The following is a 16,494-nucleotide window of genomic DNA, read 5'->3' as shown; positions in this document are numbered from 1 at the left end:
GACGCAAAAAATGCGCCATCATTTCTTGATTCCAGCGTTGCTGGCCACTGGCCTGACGCTTTCGGCCTGTTCCGAAAGTGCGGATGAAACCGTCGAACGGGCATTTCAGGATGTAAACGTCGTAGATGAAACCGACCTGAACGATGTGATGCTCACGGTCGCTGATCCGAACGAAGCGGTCGATTATTTCGCGCGAGCATCTAAGGCAAACCCCGATCGGGTCGACCTTCAACGCGGTCTGGCGAAATCATTGGTCCGCGCAAAGCGCAATACAGAAGGCGTTAGCGCCTGGAAACGCGTATCCAAGATGGAAGGTGCGCGTCCGGACGATGCGGTCGACTTAGCCGATGCCTTGATCCGCACCGGCGACTGGGACAGTGCCGAAAAAATCCTGGACGAGGTTCCCCCGACACATGAAACCTTCAAGCGATATCGTCTTGAGGCCATGGTCGCCGATGCGAACAAGGAATGGAAAAAGGCCGATACATTTTACGAAACGGCCGTTGGACTCACCACTCGCCCGGCCAGTGTCATGAACAACTGGGGTTATTCCAAACTGACTCGCGGCGACTACTCGGAAGCCGAACGTCTTTTCGGTGACGCGATCCGCCAAGACCAGACCCTGTTTACGGCCAAGAACAACCTCGTCCTCGCCCGTGGAGCACAGCGTGTTTATACCCTGCCGGTGATCCCGATGGATCAATCCGAACGGGCGCAGTTGTTGCACACAATGGCTCTGTCCGCGGTGAAGCAGGGCGACGTCACCACCGGAAAGGGGCTTTTGCGCGAAGCCATCGCGACCCACCCTCAGCATTTTGAAGAAGCGGTCAGATCCCTGCGGGCGCTCGAGAGCTGATCCGTGGAACTTACGACGCAGGCCGCGTGGTGTTTTCTACCATTCGTGCTCCCAATCTGCTACTACGTGGCTTTCACTGACCTGCGCGAAATGCGAATAACCAACCAGGCCGTGATGGCCTTGTTCTTTGTATTCGTACTGATTGGTCCATTTGCTTTGCCCTGGTCTGATCCTTGGCCCACTGGACATATTGGGCCATTTCCCGTCGCACTCCCTGTCTATGTCTGGCAGCTGCTGCAACTGGTTGTGATCCTGCTGCTCGGAATTGTTCTGAACATGATAGGCGCTGTCGGCGCCGGTGATGCCAAGTTCGCGGCTGCTGCCGCTCCGTTCATTGCGATTGGTGACATTCGCCTGTTGATTGCCCTGTTTGCGGCCAACTTGCTCGCCGCATGGTCGACCCACAAGATCGCAAAACTCACAGCCCTGCGCAGCCTCGCCCCCAATTGGCAAAGCTGGAGCATGGGGTTGGATTTCCCCATGGGTTTGAGCCTTGGGGGAACGCTAGCCCTGTATTTGATACTGGGAACCATTCACGGCAGCTGAAACTTTCGCTTTCGCGCCCTGCCTCTGCCCTTGTGATGCCACATTGCCTAGGCAGTTTGGAAACAATGCGGGACGACCGCAGCATTTGTGTTGATAGCGGAAAGACAGGCTTAATCCCATGAACATGCAGCCAACGTCGGTTATTGCTCCTCCCGCCCCCAAGGGGCTGGCTGAAATGCAGCTTCCCATTGTGATGATGCGGGACATCCTGCTTAAGACTGTGTTTCGCAAGAACCTGGATATGGTCACCGAGATCTCTGAGGCTATCTGCCTGCCACTGTCCGTAACGCAAGAACTGGTGGATATGGCACGCGAGCAAAAGCTGCTCGAAGCAACCGGTACGTTGAACGCCAATAGCGGAAATGAGATGGGTTACCAACTCACGGACGCGGGCAAATCACGCGCGCTCGACGCGCTCAGCCAGTCAGAGTATTTTGGCGCCATGCCAGTTCCACTTGAGGTTTACCGCGAACAAGTGAAACGGCAATCCATCCGAAACATTCAGGTCACACGCACGCAGTTAACCAACGCTATGGGCCATCTGGTTCTGCCTGACAGCCTATTGGATCATCTGGGGCCAGCGGTCAGCGCAGGGCGCTCGATCTTGATGTACGGACCGCCGGGCAATGGTAAGTCGTCAATTTCGAATGGCATTCGCGATGCCCTGGGCGACATGGTCTATGTGCCGCGTGCCATCGAGTATTCTGGTCAGGTCATCACCGTTTACGATCCGATCGTACACAACGCCATCGCACAAGAACCGGATGATCCAACTCAGCTACGCCGTCGCAAGCGGTTCGATACACGGTACGTGCAGTGCGAACGACCAACCGTGGTGACCGGGGGCGAACTGTCACTATCGATGTTGGATCTGGTCTACAACTCGACTGCGCGCACCTATCAGGCGCCGCTGCAATTGAAATCAACCGGCGGCATCTTCATCGTCGATGACCTAGGACGACAGGCCGAACCACCACAGGCACTTATCAACCGATGGATCGTTCCACTTGAAGAAGGCAAGGATATCCTTGGACTGCAATCAGGCGAAAAATTCGAGGTTCCTTTTGATACGCTGGTCATCTTCTCGACAAACTTCCATCCCAACGAGATTTTTGACCAAGCCGCGTTGCGTCGGATTTTCTTCAAAATCAAAATCGACGGGCCGAACCAGGAAAACTTCTTGAAGATCTTTGCACTCGTGGCCCGAAAGAAAGGGATCCCGCTGGATGAGAGCGCGTTGGTTCATCTGCTCAAAGTCAAATATCCGACAATCGACGACACTTATGCCAACTATCAGCCGGTGTTCCTGATCGATCAGATGATTGCTATCTGCGAGTTTGAGGGCATTCCCTATCAAATGACACCAGATTTGATTGACCGTGCTTGGGCCAACATGTTCGTCAAGGACGAAACAATCGTAAAGTAACACGCATAGCTTTGTGATTTAGTCGGATCACATCCGAACGGTACTGATTTCGCAAGCCAATTTTCGCAAAGCGCGCACCTCGCACCCGTGCATTTTTGCACGGTCAGGTGCAGGATTACGCCATTGAACCACCACATTCGCAACACCTGAGTATCTCTACATTCTTCTTGTTCACCACAGGGAAACATCGAGCAGCGCCCTCGGGGTCGCGCAAAAACTGCCCCCTTTTCCGTGATCTCCTCCCAAGCTAGGGTCGCAACATGGCAACCCTTCCCTCTAAAATCACTGACTGGTTCGCGCGTCGCGGGTGGTCCATCCACCCACATCAGATCACGATGCTCGAGAAGGCTGCTGAGGCCTCAACCCTACTGATCGCCCCAACAGGAGGCGGTAAAACCATGGCTGGGTTTCTGCCAACCACTGGCGGAGTTGGCAAATGGCGAACACCAAGGGTTGCACACTTTGTACGTCTCACCGCTCAAGGCGCTGGCCGCGGACATCAAACGAAACTTGCGTACTCCGGTGGCCGACATGGGGCTGCCAATTCGCATTGATGATCGAACTGGAGACACTTCGGCCACACGGAAGAAAAGCCAACGCGCAGACCCGCCTCATATCCTGCTGACGACCCCCGAGAGCCTCGCTTTACTTACCTCATACGAGGACGCTGCTCGGATGTTTGTCGACCTACAACGTGTTGTCGTTGACGAGATTCATGCACTGTCCGAAAGCAAACGGGGAGATCAACTGATGTTGGCCCTTGCCCGATTGCAAACACTTTGCCCCGATTTGCGGCGGGTCGGCCTTTCGGCCACCGTCGAGGATCCCCAAGCTGTCGCTCGTTTCCTGGCGCGCCACCCGGACCCTTGCGAAATCGTGCTGGCCGACCCGGGCCCTGATCCGGATATTTCCATGCTGCAAACAGAAGAGATGCCACCCTGGTCAGGCGGAGGCGCCGCCTATGCAATCCCCGCGGTAATGGAACAGATCAAGGCGCATGAGACGACAATCATCTTCCATAACACGCGGGCGCAGGCGGAGATATTCTTTCGAAACCTCTGGCTTGCCAATGAAGACGGGCTGCCTATCGGGATTCACCACGGCTCGTTGGACAGGCAGCAGCGTGAAAGGGTTGAAGCCGCCATGGTGCGCGGGGACCTTCGAGCCATTGTCTGCACCGGCAGCCTGGACTTGGGCATTGACTGGGGCAACGTGGACTTGGTGGTCCAGATCGGTGCACCAAAAAACGTCAAGCGCTTGGTTCAACGCATTGGTCGAGCAAACCATCAATACAACGCCCCATCCAAGGCGTTGCTGGTACCTGCCAATCGGTTTGAAGTTGTCGAATGTGTTGCGGCCCTGGAGGCCGTCAAAGAAAAGGCTTTGGACGGCGATCCACGCGGCGACGGACCCCGAGACGTGCTTTGCCAACATATTCTTGTCGCCGCGGCTGCCGGGTCGTTTGTGGCAGACGATCTCTTTGCCGAAATGTCGTCTGCCGGTCCTTATGCCAATTTGAGCCGCGATGAATTTGACGCTTGCTTGGATTTTTGCGCGACGGGTGGCTATGCACTTCGCGTTTATGATCGCTGGAAGCGCCTGATGCAGAGTGCCGACGGGCAGTGGCAATTGCGTGACCCACGATCCGCAGCGCGAATTCGCATGAACCTGGGCACGATACAAGACACGGATACTCTGAAGGTACGGCTGAAACGCAACCGCGGAGGCAAACCCTTAGGCGAAGTTGAAGAGGCCTTCGCCGCATCACTTACAACAGGCGACACCTTTCTGATTGGCGGTCAAATCGTACGTTACGAAGGGTTGCGCGAGATGACGGTAGAGGTTTCTCGCAACTCTGCAAAGAAGCCCAAGATTGCAACGTTCTCGGGCACCAAATTTTCGACATCTACTCAACTATGCAATCGCATTCTCGACCTGTTCGCTCAACCTGATTGGCCCCAGCTTCCAGCGCACACAGCAGACTGGTTAGCGTTGCAAAGGCGGGTCTCAACGTTGCCACGACGTGGCAGGCTTCTGATTGAGACTTTTCCGCATGACGGACGAGAACACACCTGTATCTACGGTTTTTCCGGGCGCAACGCACAGCAAACACTGGGCTTGTTGATCACCAAACGTATGGAAGAGCTGGGCTTGCATCCTTTAGGCTTCGTCGCCACCGACTATGCAACGCTGATCTGGGGACTGGACATTCTCACCGACCCAGGCCCTCTGTTTCAAGTCGACGACCTGCGAGCTGGCTTGAGCACTTGGCTGGCAGGCAATGCCGTGATGAAGCGTACGTTTCGCAACAGCGCCACTATTGCTGGGCTGATCGAACGCAACACGCCAACGGCCCGAAAAAGTGGGCGTCAAGCCACGTTCTCGTCGGACATCCTGTACGACACTTTGGTCAAGTATGATCCCGAACACTTATTGCTCCAAATCACACGAGAGGAAGCAATGCGCGGGCTGGTCGATTTCGGACGCATTGAAGAAATGATCGATCGCGTCGGTTCTCGAATTGACCTCAAACGCCTTGAACGTGTCACTCCACTCGCCGCACCGTTGTTACTGGAAGTTGGAAAAGTCCCGGTGAAAGGATCGGCTGAAGAACGTTTGTTGCACGAGGAAAGTGAGCGACTAATGCAAGCTTCCAGCCTTATCGAATTGAGTTAGAAGGCGTAATTCAGCCTTAGCTAAAACTTGGCCAACCAGTCGAACCAGTCCTTGGATGCACTCCTTTCAATGACCCATTCTACGTCCAGCGGACACATGATCGAGTTTGCACCTGACACCCGAAGTTCAACAAAACGTTACCACATTCACTCATCTAAATCTGACCCGAGCCCGTATTGGAACGACACTTGAGGGAGAGCAAGCGTGGAAGAACCCGCGCGGCGCAAAATCTAACTTCCTAGGTGAACCGTGTGAACCGTAAGAAACGAAGCTAGGGAGAATACAATGTTTCACATTCCTTTTCTTGCTGATTTTTTTCAAAAGCTTTTCGACAAGCCCGCTGAAAAACCAGCAGTTGAGCAACCTTCAAAAGAGCTTGAAACCATCGCAGAGATTGCGCTTGGCAACGAAAGTTTCGAAACGCTCGTGGCAGCCCTTCAAGCCACAGATGGCCTCGATGGACTTCTAACGACAGCCTTGGATCCGACGGCTGACATTACGGTTTTTGCACCAACGGATGCTGCATTCGCGGAGCTTGCCAAATCATTGGGCATCAATGTTCCCGAGGTTCTAGGTAAGGATCCCGCAGACGTAACAGATGCGGACGTTGCACTCGCTCTGGCCCAGGTGCTGGGCGCTGAAACAGTGAGTCAGGTTCTCAAGTATCACATCAAAATTGGAGGTTCTTCACTTGCCGAAATTGAAGACGCTGGCTCTATTGATACTCTTGTAGATGCCGACGGTTTGGCAACGAGCTTCAGCGTCTCGGACGGCGAACTGGAAGATGCAGATCCAGAAGTAGAAAACCCCGAGTTCATTGCAGGTCTGACAGACATTCCTGCCAGCAACGGCACGATACAAGCAATCGACCGAGTTCTTCTTCCTTTGGACGTGATGGAAGCAGTATCGCAGCCAACGATAGCAGAAATTGCGAGCGGAAACGAAAATTTTGAAATTCTGACCGCCGCTCTGGTCGCAACGAACGGAATAAATGGCCTGCTTGACGCAGCCCTCTCCCGCGACGCAGATGTAACTGTTTTTGCACCGACGGATGACGCGTTCATAACGCTAGCCAACACTCTTGGTATCGATGTGTCCACCGTCCTTCAGAAAGATCCCAACGACATAGTGGACGCGGACTACGCGACGGCTCTGGCGCAAGTCCTGGGGGCCGAAACAGTCTCGGACGTTCTGAAGTATCACGTCAAAGCTGGTGGGGACAGAGTAAGCGAATTGCAAGAACAGAAGGTGCTGGACACACTTCTGGATGATGCACCATTGGTGCTTGACGGCAGCGAAGTGGTTGATGCCGATCCCCAGCTCGACAACCCTGATCTTATCGATGGCTTGACGGATATCGAGGCCGCGAACGGACAAATACAGGCGATCGACGGTGTTCTGCTGCCTTTCGACCTGGAGCCGCAATCCTTGCGGATTCGCGGTACTAAAGAAGACGACGTCATTCAGGGCGGTGGCGCTGACGACAAGTTGTGGGGTAAATCCGGCAACGACGTTCTGAGCAGCGGCGCGGGTAAAGACAGATCCTATGGCGGAAAAGGTGATGACACATTTGTCGATGGGGCAGGTAACGACAGCTCATACGGACATAGTGGCGACGACATCTTCATCGACGGACTTGGCAATGATCGCTACTTTGGTAGCAGTGGAGATGACAAGTTCATCGATGGCAACGGCGATGATCGTTACTTCGGTGGATCCGGGTCAGATGAATTCGATTTCACAAACCTAGAAGGTGACAACAGAGTTTACGGTCTCCGCTCGCATGACGAACTAGTTCTCTCGTCCGACGACTTCCATTCAGCTCATGACGCTGTTGAATCAATTCAATGGGTTAGAGGAGGTGGGATTCTCGATATTGAGGACGGCGGATCAATTTTTCTTGTTGGCACCTATCACGTCGACGAAGATCAATTTCAGATCGTATAACCCGCATTCCTAAGTGTTATCGAAGGCATCGAGTTAGATTGGTGCCTTCTTTGCGGATAGAGTGAAGGGGATAGCACAGTGGAGGCGGCCCTCGACACGACTGGCCTAACAAGAGGTGGAAATGCGAGGGAGGACAAAGCCGCTCGCGCGACAATGGCGTTTCTGGACGTTCTAATACGTTGATCCTACAGTTTGTGAGGTGGCGCGACAGTCGAGATTGAGCCTACTTATGCGACAGGCCTCAAGCTACTGTGTTTGTAGTCCCGGTGCGGTCCGGCACAATCAAACACTCAGGTGTAGCAACAGCCACATCGTCACAACACTGTTTTTCTTTGGTAAAATGGTGCCGGGGGCGTACTCACATTGCCGCCGCTACGGCGGTTCCATGGTCATCGCTGCAGCCGTTGGCCACGAATAGGGCATGGGGGAAGCGCGAACGCCCCGCCCATGGGGAGGGCGCTCACATTTTTCAGGCTCGAACATCCGCGATGTAGCTGGAGCCTTCCACCGGACCGAAGGACTGGGGCCTTTTCGCCAGAGCGTTGCGGTGGGGGTAGTGGCCGACGGTGGTCTCCTCGATGCCCAGAGCCTCCAGTCCAGCCTTGAAGCTGTCGTGGTTGCGGATGGTCTTACGGAAGTTGGACGATGACGTGATCTCCAGCTCTGACTGCAGCTCGGAGAACCGCAGCGGTTCATCTGGGTAGTCGTCGAAGTGCATCTCCACGTAGGTAAGCGCCTGCTGCACTTTCCCTGTGGTCTTCACCTTGGTTGACCTCCATGTCTTAACCCTGCACCCGGGGAAGACCACGGGGAGGAGATCAAGGATGCCAGAACGCTTCGGAGCAATGATGTAGGCGTTGCAAGTACCACACTCGGAACCTCTGCCTTGCCTGACTGCGGATCGACACAGCGCCTGCAGGATGTGGTGCATGTGTTCACCCGCCTCGATCTCCCGCACGAGAGACTTAGCGACCGTCTGGTTGTTCTTGATGCCGCTGTAGTACCGGGCCATCAGCTCGTAGTCGGTCTCCGAGTAGTTGTTGAACCCGGCCAGGATGACGTTCTGGATGTGCCGGAACGCATTGGTCCCCTGATGCTTGCCCCAGTTGAGGTAGCTGACGCGGTCCGGGTTCGTGCTGAGCAGCCCCCCGATCTGGTCAGGTATGGCCCCGCCCTTGACCCCCTTGTGGTAGACGACCAGCCATTCCTCCTCGGGCTTGCTGTCGATCAGCTGGGTGACTTCCTGAGCCAGAGCGTCACCGTTCTTCATCCATGCGGTCTTGCCTGAACCCTTGTCCATGACGTGGACGGTGAGGTTCCGATAGCTTCTGGCCGCTGAGGGCAATCGCACGAGCTTCCCTGCTGCCTTCTCCCATTGCTCATAGGCCGCACGAACACGCCCAGAGGCGTCGAGGATCACCATGGGAGCCAGATCGTCTGGTATCGCGTCTCGGCTGTCGAGCGCGGTGATGACCGTGGTGGCGTTGTTGGACTTGCGCAGGAGAACGCATCGCCCTGAGAGAGCGTACAGGTCGTCGAGGTAGGAGGCATGGCGCTGGTCCAGACCTCGCTTGGCCAAGTAGCAGCTGATCCCCGTGGCGTCCTCGACATCGGGCCATGTACAGGTCCCTCGACCACCTGATGCCTCAAGCTCACGCTCCAGACCCTCGACCAGCTGAGCCAGCGAGGGATGGGAGAACCGCAGCGGGTCACGTAAGGACGCAAGCTGATCCGTGTTGAGGGAGACCACCTCGCCGGGCAGCATCGCCTCATCCCAGAACCGGACAGCGCGGACCTTGTCCCGGTACTGGAAGACATCAGCATTCCCGAAGCGGCGACCACGGCAACGGCTCATGACCATCGCATGGGTGGTGAACAAGACACGGGCCTCGCTTGTCGGCGTGGAACTCAGCCGGTTGACCTCATCCTCTGACGTCAGGACCGCGAAGTCACCCTCATCGAGGTTCATCTCCTCGACCAGCCGGACAATCTCTTCCAGTCGGGAGACGCAAAGCAGGACCGCTACGTCTTCATGTTGTTGCGACCTCAGAAGCTGTTGGACGAAGTGGATCAGCGTCGTGGTCTTCCCGACACCGGGATCAAGGCTGGAGAGGAAGAAGCTGGGCGGGGCTGTCCCGTCAGCCATAGCAGCCATCTTAGCGACGAGTTCTCGCAGGGCTGTAGCGACATCCTGCGACGTAGGACCCCCTCCACGTAGAGCCAGTTCTTCCAGCAAGGAGGTAGTCGTCGCGTTAGCCAAGTCGCCTGAGCCGTAGCTGGTACAATCGCTATAGGGAGGTCTTAATGGTGTTTGTACCACCGAGCCTGACCCATGCCGCAAAGCACAAGCCGACCCAGTGGCCAAAGCAAATGCTTGGTCCATGAGTTGGTCCTTGATCATGTTGTTGTTGGAGGGGGCGGTCGAAGCTGAAGACGCTTCAGACAAAGCAGAAGATCACCTAGATGGTTAATCTATCGCAATGGTGGAACCCAATCAGCGCTAACTCCCTGCAGCCAACGTCAGGGGGAGCGCATCAAAACAATTTGAAGCCCCTTCCCCGCATCAACATCAGTTGACAAAATCCAAAATGCGTTAAGACCGCGAAGCTAATGTTGCCGCTTTCTTGGATGTCTTAATAGGGTTTGCATACCCAGTGACCCAAGCTCCAAGCTCCCTCCTCCTCGCGGAGATTTCAAGGGTGTTTGGTTGATGGCGTCTCACATTACAGCACGGTGCGCATTGGGCTTGTGACTGACACATATTGTTGTTTCTTTGCTACTTCTGCCTGGATATGCTTCCCAAGAGCAGATAGAGGCGAGAGTATGCAACCTACCACCCCAGAGTTTCGTTTCATTGACTTGTTCGCTGGAATCGGCGGCCTTCGGCTTGGTTTTGAGGGAATCGGAGGGACGTGCGTCTTCACTAGCGAATGGAATCGCTATTCACAGCAAACCTACCTTGAGAACTTTGGAGATCAGCATCCGGTCGCTGGCGACATAACGAAAATAGCCGCATCCGATGTTCCAGCACACGATGTACTGCTTGCCGGTTTTCCATGCCAGCCATTCTCAATCGCGGGCGTAAGCAAGAAAAACTCCTTAGGAAGGCTACACGGCTTCTTAGATGAGACTCAGGGAACCTTATTCTTTGACGTAGTAAGGCTACTCAAACACCACAGGCCTAGAGCATTCTTGCTTGAGAACGTCAAAAACCTTTTGTCTCACGACAAAGGTAACACAATGCGGGTTATCCTACATTCGCTTGATGAGCTGGGCTACCATGTAGATCACAAAGTGATTGATGCTCAGAGTTGGTTACCGCAGCATCGTCAGCGAATTTTTATTGCCGGATTTAGACGGGATCATCCTGTGGGATTCACTCTTGATGATGTCGTCTTGCCTGAGGCTCCGCGTCCCAAACTTGAAAGCATTCTTCATCCGGAGGATGGCTTTGAAGCCGCCGAAGCTCCCTATACTGAGGGTAAGCTGGCAAAAGTTGCGTCAAAATATACCTTGTCCGACAAGCTTTGGAGTTATCTCCAGGCATACGCTGCCAAGCACAAAGCTGCTGGAAACGGTTTTGGCTATGGTCTTTGCACTCCTGACGGTGTCGCACGAACCCTAAGTGCGAGATACTATAAGGATGGATCCGAGATATTGATCGCGCAAAAAGGGAAAAACCCGCGCCGCCTGACACCTCGGGAATGTGCCAGATTGATGGGCTTTGACCGCCTCGGCTCCAATCAACCATGGAAAATCCCAGTTTCAGATACTCAAGCCTATAAGCAGTTTGGTAACGCTGTGGCTGTACCAGTGGCCTTGGCTGTAGCTGAGGCAATGGCGCCATGGCTCAAAAACACTGTGTCTTTACGACCAACGAAAGATTGGGTTGCTTGATCTCATGGGAACTATGTCGCGCTCCGAAATGATGCAGCGCATTGGCAATAAAGATACCAAGCCGGAAATGATCGTGCGTAGTGCCCTTCATAGAGAGGGTTTCCGGTTTCGGCTGCACCGCAGGGACCTTCCGGGGAAGCCTGACTTAGTTTTACCAAAACATCGCACGGCTATTTTCGTTCACGGCTGCTTTTGGCATGCGCACGAGGGATGCAGGTTCTTTCGTATTCCGAAAACACGTGTCCGGTTCTGGAAAGAAAAGCTACGGGCAAATGCCGCGCGGGACGTTCTCGCGCGTGAAAGCCTACTTGATGGTGGATGGAGGGTCCTGACGATATGGGAATGTGCCACCAGAAACATTCCAAGTAAATCGCTTGCCGAACAGATAGCGGAATGGCTCCTTTGCGCGGAAGCTTCTAACGAGATTACCGAACGTGGCTTCCTCAGAAACTAATGAACGCGCCGCCAGTTTGTTAGTCGTATACGCACGCCTGCTTCGTCATCAGCCAACGAAGTCCGGCCCGACGGAATAATGCGGACTAGGTATTCATTGGAGTCAGGGGATTTTGAGATCTCGAATTCATCTCCCTCGTTCGCCCCTACATCCTTGAACCACTTCGTCATATGTGTGACTCGGTACTCGTTCCGGGTGCCATTCTCATCGTGTAAGCGGTTGTTGTAGTAGACATATCTGAAGCGAAGCTCGTTGCCTGCGTCGTCAATGCACAACAACCAAGCATCCGGATTTTTTCGCTCGGCGGAAGCAACGGAAGCATAGCCAGTAGTTCACCTTCTGTCTTGGGGATATGAACACCAGCTTGATGGCCGCCAGTCGCGCCCACGTCATTGGCCGTAAGTGTTTTTCGGAAAGTCGTCGTCATCACTCTCTCCTTGGCATAATTTGCAGTGCTTTGTTTAGATCATGGGCATCGCGGGTGGACACAGGTACCGTTTCATTGGCTAGATCGTTCTTCCAATCCGAGCGCTCAATCATCACTTCTTCGACGGTATCTTTAAAAAAAGCCTATAGATCGATACCGGATCAGTCTGCCCGCGACGATGTGCGCGAGCGCTGGCTTGCGCCTCAAGTGCCGGATTCCACAACGGTGTGAAGTGTATCACAACCGTTGCAGCAGTAATGTTTAGCCCTGCACCAGCAGCTTTTGGGTTCAAGATCAAACATGCTGGGCCATCGAACGCAGAAAACTCGTCGATAATCTGTTGGCGGTCTTCTTGAGCCGTAGCTCCGTTTATGGCGCCCCAGAAAGCAAGGGGCAAATGATTGCCTGCTGACTTAAGAATCTCACCAACCTTGTTGAACAGTGAGAAAACCAAAACCTTTCGTCGATTGCGGAATGCTTCATTCAACAGACTGATTGTGCGCTCGACTTTCGGGGTGAGGATCGGAAAAGATTCTGACGGAAGCAAAGACGCGTTTTCTTCATCACCGTCCTCATTCTTTCTCAGCCAAGGATGTGCACACAACAGCTGAAGTTGAAGCGTAGCCACGAGCGCACCGGCTACTGGATACTTGGCTAGGGTCGCATCGCGGACGTCGCGGTAGTGGTCTATTAGGAGATCATCGAGTTCGAGAGGGACGTCTATATCGAGCCTTTCCGGCAGGTCGCCCGCAACGTCTGCCACCCTTCTTTTGAGGATTATTGGATCGGTCAATCGGCTTAGCTCTTGAGCAGAGTCAAAGCTGTCAGGAAACTCAAATTCGAACTCGTTTTTGGTGCCGAGCAATCCTGGAACTGCAAAATCAGCAAGTGACCAGAGATCCATCAAGGAGTTTTCGACCGGAGTACCGGTCATTGGAATCGAGCGTTGGCGAGGAATGCTTGAAAGCGCCTTTCGACGATTGGACCTTGGGTTCTTTATGGCTTGTGCCTCATCGCAAATGACCCAAGACCACATCATGGACGAGAATACTGAAACGTCGTTAACCAATGTGTCGTATGTTGTGATTACGACTTGTGTTGATTGGAGCCCGGTCACCACACCCGTACGGTGCGCACCACGATGTACCACTAGAGAGAGGGATGGAGCAAAGCGCTCGATCTCTCTAACCCAGTTCGCGATTAGGCTAGTCGGACAAACGATAAGAGCAGGAGAAGAATTTGCCGGAGGAGAGATCATCAGTAGAGCAATGATCTGGAGTGTTTTTCCTAATCCCATCTCGTCAGCCAGAATTAAGCCATTTGTTCGTCGAATGGTATTGCTCATCCATTGTACGCCGCGGGCTTGGTATGGAAACAGCTGTGCATCCAAACCCTCAATAGAAATGGTCTCGCTATTGTGTAGGGCGGCGTTGTTCCCCGCTTCCAATACATTGTCCGCCGCATTCACGGCAAACAGTGGATTTTCTTCCCGAATCAGTTGGATAGCCTTGGGAAAGCTTAGGTCCTCCGGGTCTTCATTTCCTATCAACTCGGCGAACAATTCGGCGGAGTCGCGTGGAAGCGGACGTAGTATGGTGCCATCGACTACCCAACAATGCCTGTTAGTGGGGGCAAGGAGTTCTTGAGCCTGCCCCTTGCGCATTCTGATGCCGCCCAGGCGGGCCACGAGTTTATCGCCTTCACGCTGTAAAAAAACTGCAGGTTCCAAGAGTCTTTCTGACAACGTGTGATCTGTTGGAGGTGAGGACCTCAACCCCTCAAAACCTAGAGGCAGATCAGAATAGCTACTCATCATTAGATCCCATCAATTGACGAAGCTCCTCGACTGACCATGGCAAAGGACGACGCGTATGCGCCGCCCGGTGGCAACTCGGGCACAGAGGGACCAAATCTGTTTTCGGATTGTAAGCTTTCGGCTTAGTCAACAAGGAAAGCGGTTCCAAATGGTGCACTTCCACAATGTCGCCAGCCTTCCCATACAGGTCTTGTGGATCAATTCCGCAAACGAAACATGAATTGCCGTGGAGCCTGATACAGAGGAGTCGGCTTCTTGGATTGCGTTCGCGTCTTGCGACAACAGATTGCTTGATGGCTCCTTCTAGATCACCATCTTTTTCTTCGGTGATGGCATCGATGACATCATACCCGATTAGTTCAGCCATAGCGGCCATCAGCGGAGTGATGACCTCGCGACAAGTCTTGGCCACAGCGGCATCGGAATCAGGTGCGCTGAGGTCCCTTACTATCGCCTCGATGAGAAACTTGCCGTCTTCAATATACCAACAGTGCGAGTCTTGGCCCGCGAAGGAAAGAGCAACGTTTTTCCCTAATGTGTCGACGAGCGCTCTTGCAAGTTGAACATCCTCGTCTTGGGCTCGTTTAATCTGGCCAATGACGCCGCCAGCAAAAGAACCAAACTTGATGTCTACTTTGTGTCCTCGCAAACCATGAGGCTTAAGAGATGCTATTGGACCACCGTTCTTTCCAAGATCGGAAAACCAAAGTTTCATTGCAGAGCGTACACCAGTCTTGTCCGGTTCGATGTCAATACTTGCCCCCGTGCCTTCCTCAAGTTCGCGAACAATTAAGCGCTTCTTCTCAAGTATCATTGCGTGGTGTCGTCTTTCCCGAGCTCACTTGGGTCTGGATCCGGAAGACCCCTAAGAAGCTTTTTGAGGTTATTTGAAATCTCAGTTCGAATGTCTTCAAAGACGGGTTCCAGTTCATCGTTGATGTTGTTTTGCTCCGCTACCGCGAAAGCCCATAGCAGAAGGTCCATCCCTTCAACTGCGTATCCATTAGCCGCGGCCCGAAGGTATATCTTCTGATAAAAGTCATGATGTTTGTTGAGTAGAACCGAGGGTACATGACCATCTTCGCCTGGACTCCGAAGAGCGGGTTGCCACAACTCGCCGCTGTTTATTGTCTCAACGGCTTCTACATGCACGGTCTGAGGGCTAACGTTGTTCTCGATTGGAGACTTAATTCGTATGCGTGCCCCCATGTTGTTCGAAACCGTCGCTGACTGTGAACCCACATCAACCGAATTGACTGAAGGTTTGGTAGTGTTTGGTGTGCCAGAAATGTTGTTATTCGCACTAGTATGGTCAATTTTTCTAGCGGAGTTGGTATGAGCCCGGCTCGTCCGTCGGTATCTATTTCCCGCCTCCCTATAAATTGGCTGAAGCAGCTCCTTTAGCCCATCTTCAAGGTCTCGGTGGAATAGAATTCGGGACTTCTTCACGTCTATTCTGAAGGCGTCATCAAGCCGATGGCCAAAATCAAACTCGATCCTCAAAAGGGATGTGTGCGGCTCGGGGGACCCAAAAACATCCATCCATCCACCATCCTGAATAAGACGGCCTTCTCTGAAAACATAAAAGCCCTGTGCCTTATTGCTGATTCTCGCATATTCCCGTGCTTCATCTTTAGTCATTTCGCTGCGGTGCGGAAGGATCCAAGCCCTAATTTCCGCAACATCCTCAGAGCCATCTGGAAGCTCAATAATCAATTTTTGTTTTGCTTCCGCCAAAACCTGATCTGAACGCTGAGGGTAGAAGGGATTCCATGGGACGACTGGACTGGAATTGATAAAGATCTCGATATCCCGTTCACGCTTGTCTGTCTTTTCAAGAAAACGATGGTACACCAGTGAAAGGTGCTTGCTTAGGGTATCGGCCAACCTTTTGATTGCAGCCTGCTCACGCGTTCCGCCAGCTTCATACTCCTTCGACAAAATCCGATCGCACTTCTCCCAGACAACGAGCGTGCCTGTTTCACCGCACAGCTCATCAAACATTTCGTCTTCGTCCGTTGTCACCGGTTCCCGCAGCATCTCCCAACTGTCGAGCTTTGCGACATGGTCTAAGTCCCATGCTAGTTTGGCGAGTGGTTGTTCAGCACTGGCTCGTGACACAACGGTGAACTTGCGACAGACAGAACTAGAAGCTGTCTTCAAGCCCAAGCCGAATTTCCCGAGGCTCTCTGGATTTTCTCTAACCGGAGCGCCGTATCGCATAGCTTGGTGAACGGCTGATGCACTCATACCTTCACCGTTGTCGCCGAAATAAACAACCTTTCGGCCATCCTCATGGAGTACAATTTCAACGTTGATTTTGTCTGCTTTCGCGGCAACCGAGTTGTCTATGATATCGGCGGCGGCGGTACGAACGTTGTACCCCGTGTCGCGAAGTCCAAAGATCAGGCGTGTTGCATCCGGTTCGTTGATTAGATCGTTCATTTTG

12 protein-coding genes and 1 pseudogene are annotated in these 16,494 nt (G+C 53.4%); 7 read left to right on the top strand and 6 right to left on the bottom strand.

Going from position 1 to position 16,494, the window contains the following annotated elements:
• Positions 1–10: 10 nt before the first annotated feature.
• The 5 genes and pseudogenes from ACZ1HE_RS06470 (at position 11) to ACZ1HE_RS06450 (ending at position 7,451) form a co-directional block, all read left to right on the top strand.
• Positions 11–856: a tetratricopeptide repeat protein gene (locus ACZ1HE_RS06470; RefSeq protein WP_472620045.1), complete on the top strand. Its 846-nt coding sequence runs from the start codon at positions 11–13 to the stop codon at positions 854–856.
• A 3-nt stretch (positions 857–859) separates the two neighbouring features.
• Positions 860–1,402, top strand: coding sequence for a prepilin peptidase (locus tag ACZ1HE_RS06465; RefSeq protein ID WP_472620044.1), 543 nt, complete (start codon positions 860–862; stop codon positions 1,400–1,402).
• A gap of 118 nt (positions 1,403–1,520) precedes the next feature.
• Positions 1,521–2,828 carry an ATPase gene (locus tag ACZ1HE_RS06460; RefSeq protein ID WP_472620043.1) on the top strand — a complete coding sequence of 436 codons (1,308 nt, stop codon included), beginning with the start codon at positions 1,521–1,523 and terminating at the stop codon, positions 2,826–2,828.
• 260 nt (positions 2,829–3,088) lie between these two features.
• A pseudogene (locus ACZ1HE_RS06455) lies at positions 3,089–5,504 on the top strand (ligase-associated DNA damage response DEXH box helicase).
• A gap of 285 nt (positions 5,505–5,789) precedes the next feature.
• On the top strand, positions 5,790–7,451 hold the full coding sequence (locus ACZ1HE_RS06450; RefSeq protein WP_472620042.1) for a fasciclin domain-containing protein: 1,662 nt from the start codon (positions 5,790–5,792) through the stop codon (positions 7,449–7,451).
• Positions 7,452–7,920: 469 nt separating this feature from the next.
• On the opposite strand, the gene ACZ1HE_RS06445 is transcribed toward ACZ1HE_RS06450, so the two are convergent.
• Positions 7,921–9,597 (bottom strand): hypothetical protein, encoded by a 1,677-nt coding sequence (locus tag ACZ1HE_RS06445; RefSeq protein ID WP_472620041.1) that lies wholly within the window; start codon positions 9,595–9,597, stop codon positions 7,921–7,923.
• Between the two features lie 677 nt (positions 9,598–10,274).
• On the opposite strand from ACZ1HE_RS06445, the gene dcm reads away from it, so the two are divergent.
• On the top strand, positions 10,275–11,348 hold the full coding sequence (dcm, locus tag ACZ1HE_RS06440) for a DNA (cytosine-5-)-methyltransferase (protein ID WP_472620040.1): 1,074 nt from the start codon (positions 10,275–10,277) through the stop codon (positions 11,346–11,348).
• 4 nt (positions 11,349–11,352) lie between these two features.
• On the top strand, positions 11,353–11,802 hold the full coding sequence (locus tag ACZ1HE_RS06435) for a very short patch repair endonuclease (RefSeq protein ID WP_472620039.1): 450 nt from the start codon (positions 11,353–11,355) through the stop codon (positions 11,800–11,802).
• Here ACZ1HE_RS06435 and ACZ1HE_RS06430 read toward each other — a convergent pair.
• From ACZ1HE_RS06430 to ACZ1HE_RS06410, 5 genes are all read right to left on the bottom strand, one after another.
• Positions 11,799–12,077 carry a DNA binding protein gene (locus ACZ1HE_RS06430; protein WP_472620038.1) on the bottom strand — a complete coding sequence of 93 codons (279 nt, stop codon included), beginning with the start codon at positions 12,075–12,077 and terminating at the stop codon, positions 11,799–11,801. The genes ACZ1HE_RS06435 and ACZ1HE_RS06430 overlap by 4 nt on opposite strands.
• On the bottom strand, positions 11,969–12,229 hold the full coding sequence (locus ACZ1HE_RS06425) for an EcoRII N-terminal effector-binding domain-containing protein (RefSeq protein ID WP_472620037.1): 261 nt from the start codon (positions 12,227–12,229) through the stop codon (positions 11,969–11,971). The genes ACZ1HE_RS06430 and ACZ1HE_RS06425 overlap by 109 nt, the downstream gene beginning before the upstream one ends.
• 112 nt (positions 12,230–12,341) lie before the next feature.
• Complete coding sequence (locus tag ACZ1HE_RS06420) at positions 12,342–13,958, bottom strand: DEAD/DEAH box helicase (protein ID WP_472620036.1); 1,617 nt, start codon at positions 13,956–13,958, stop codon at positions 12,342–12,344.
• 76 nt (positions 13,959–14,034) lie between these two features.
• A complete protein-coding gene (locus ACZ1HE_RS06415; RefSeq protein ID WP_472620035.1) occupies positions 14,035–14,859 on the bottom strand; it encodes an HNH endonuclease in 825 nt (274 codons plus the stop codon).
• Positions 14,856–16,490 carry an ATP-binding protein gene (locus ACZ1HE_RS06410; protein WP_472620034.1) on the bottom strand — a complete coding sequence of 545 codons (1,635 nt, stop codon included), beginning with the start codon at positions 16,488–16,490 and terminating at the stop codon, positions 14,856–14,858. Before ACZ1HE_RS06410 ends, ACZ1HE_RS06415 begins: the two co-directional genes overlap by 4 nt.
• Positions 16,491–16,494: the final 4 nt, after the last annotated feature.

The organism is Falsiruegeria sp. JB4-1 (assembly GCF_055693495.1).
This window is presented reverse-complemented; position numbering and strand designations above follow the sequence as displayed.

Coding starts and splice junctions, on each gene's coding strand:
- ACZ1HE_RS06470 (WP_472620045.1), top strand. CDS start 11: ATGCGCCATCATTTCTTGATTCCAGCGTTGCTGGCCACTGGCCTGACG.
- ACZ1HE_RS06460 (WP_472620043.1), top strand. CDS start 1,521: ATGAACATGCAGCCAACGTCGGTTATTGCTCCTCCCGCCCCCAAGGGG.
- ACZ1HE_RS06450 (WP_472620042.1), top strand. CDS start 5,790: ATGTTTCACATTCCTTTTCTTGCTGATTTTTTTCAAAAGCTTTTCGAC.
- ACZ1HE_RS06445 (WP_472620041.1), bottom strand. CDS start 9,597: ATGGCTGACGGGACAGCCCCGCCCAGCTTCTTCCTCTCCAGCCTTGAT.
- dcm (WP_472620040.1), top strand. CDS start 10,275: ATGCAACCTACCACCCCAGAGTTTCGTTTCATTGACTTGTTCGCTGGA.
- ACZ1HE_RS06435 (WP_472620039.1), top strand. CDS start 11,353: ATGGGAACTATGTCGCGCTCCGAAATGATGCAGCGCATTGGCAATAAA.
- ACZ1HE_RS06425 (WP_472620037.1), bottom strand. CDS start 12,229: ATGACGACGACTTTCCGAAAAACACTTACGGCCAATGACGTGGGCGCG.
- ACZ1HE_RS06415 (WP_472620035.1), bottom strand. CDS start 14,859: ATGATACTTGAGAAGAAGCGCTTAATTGTTCGCGAACTTGAGGAAGGC.
- ACZ1HE_RS06410 (WP_472620034.1), bottom strand. CDS start 16,490: ATGAACGATCTAATCAACGAACCGGATGCAACACGCCTGATCTTTGGA.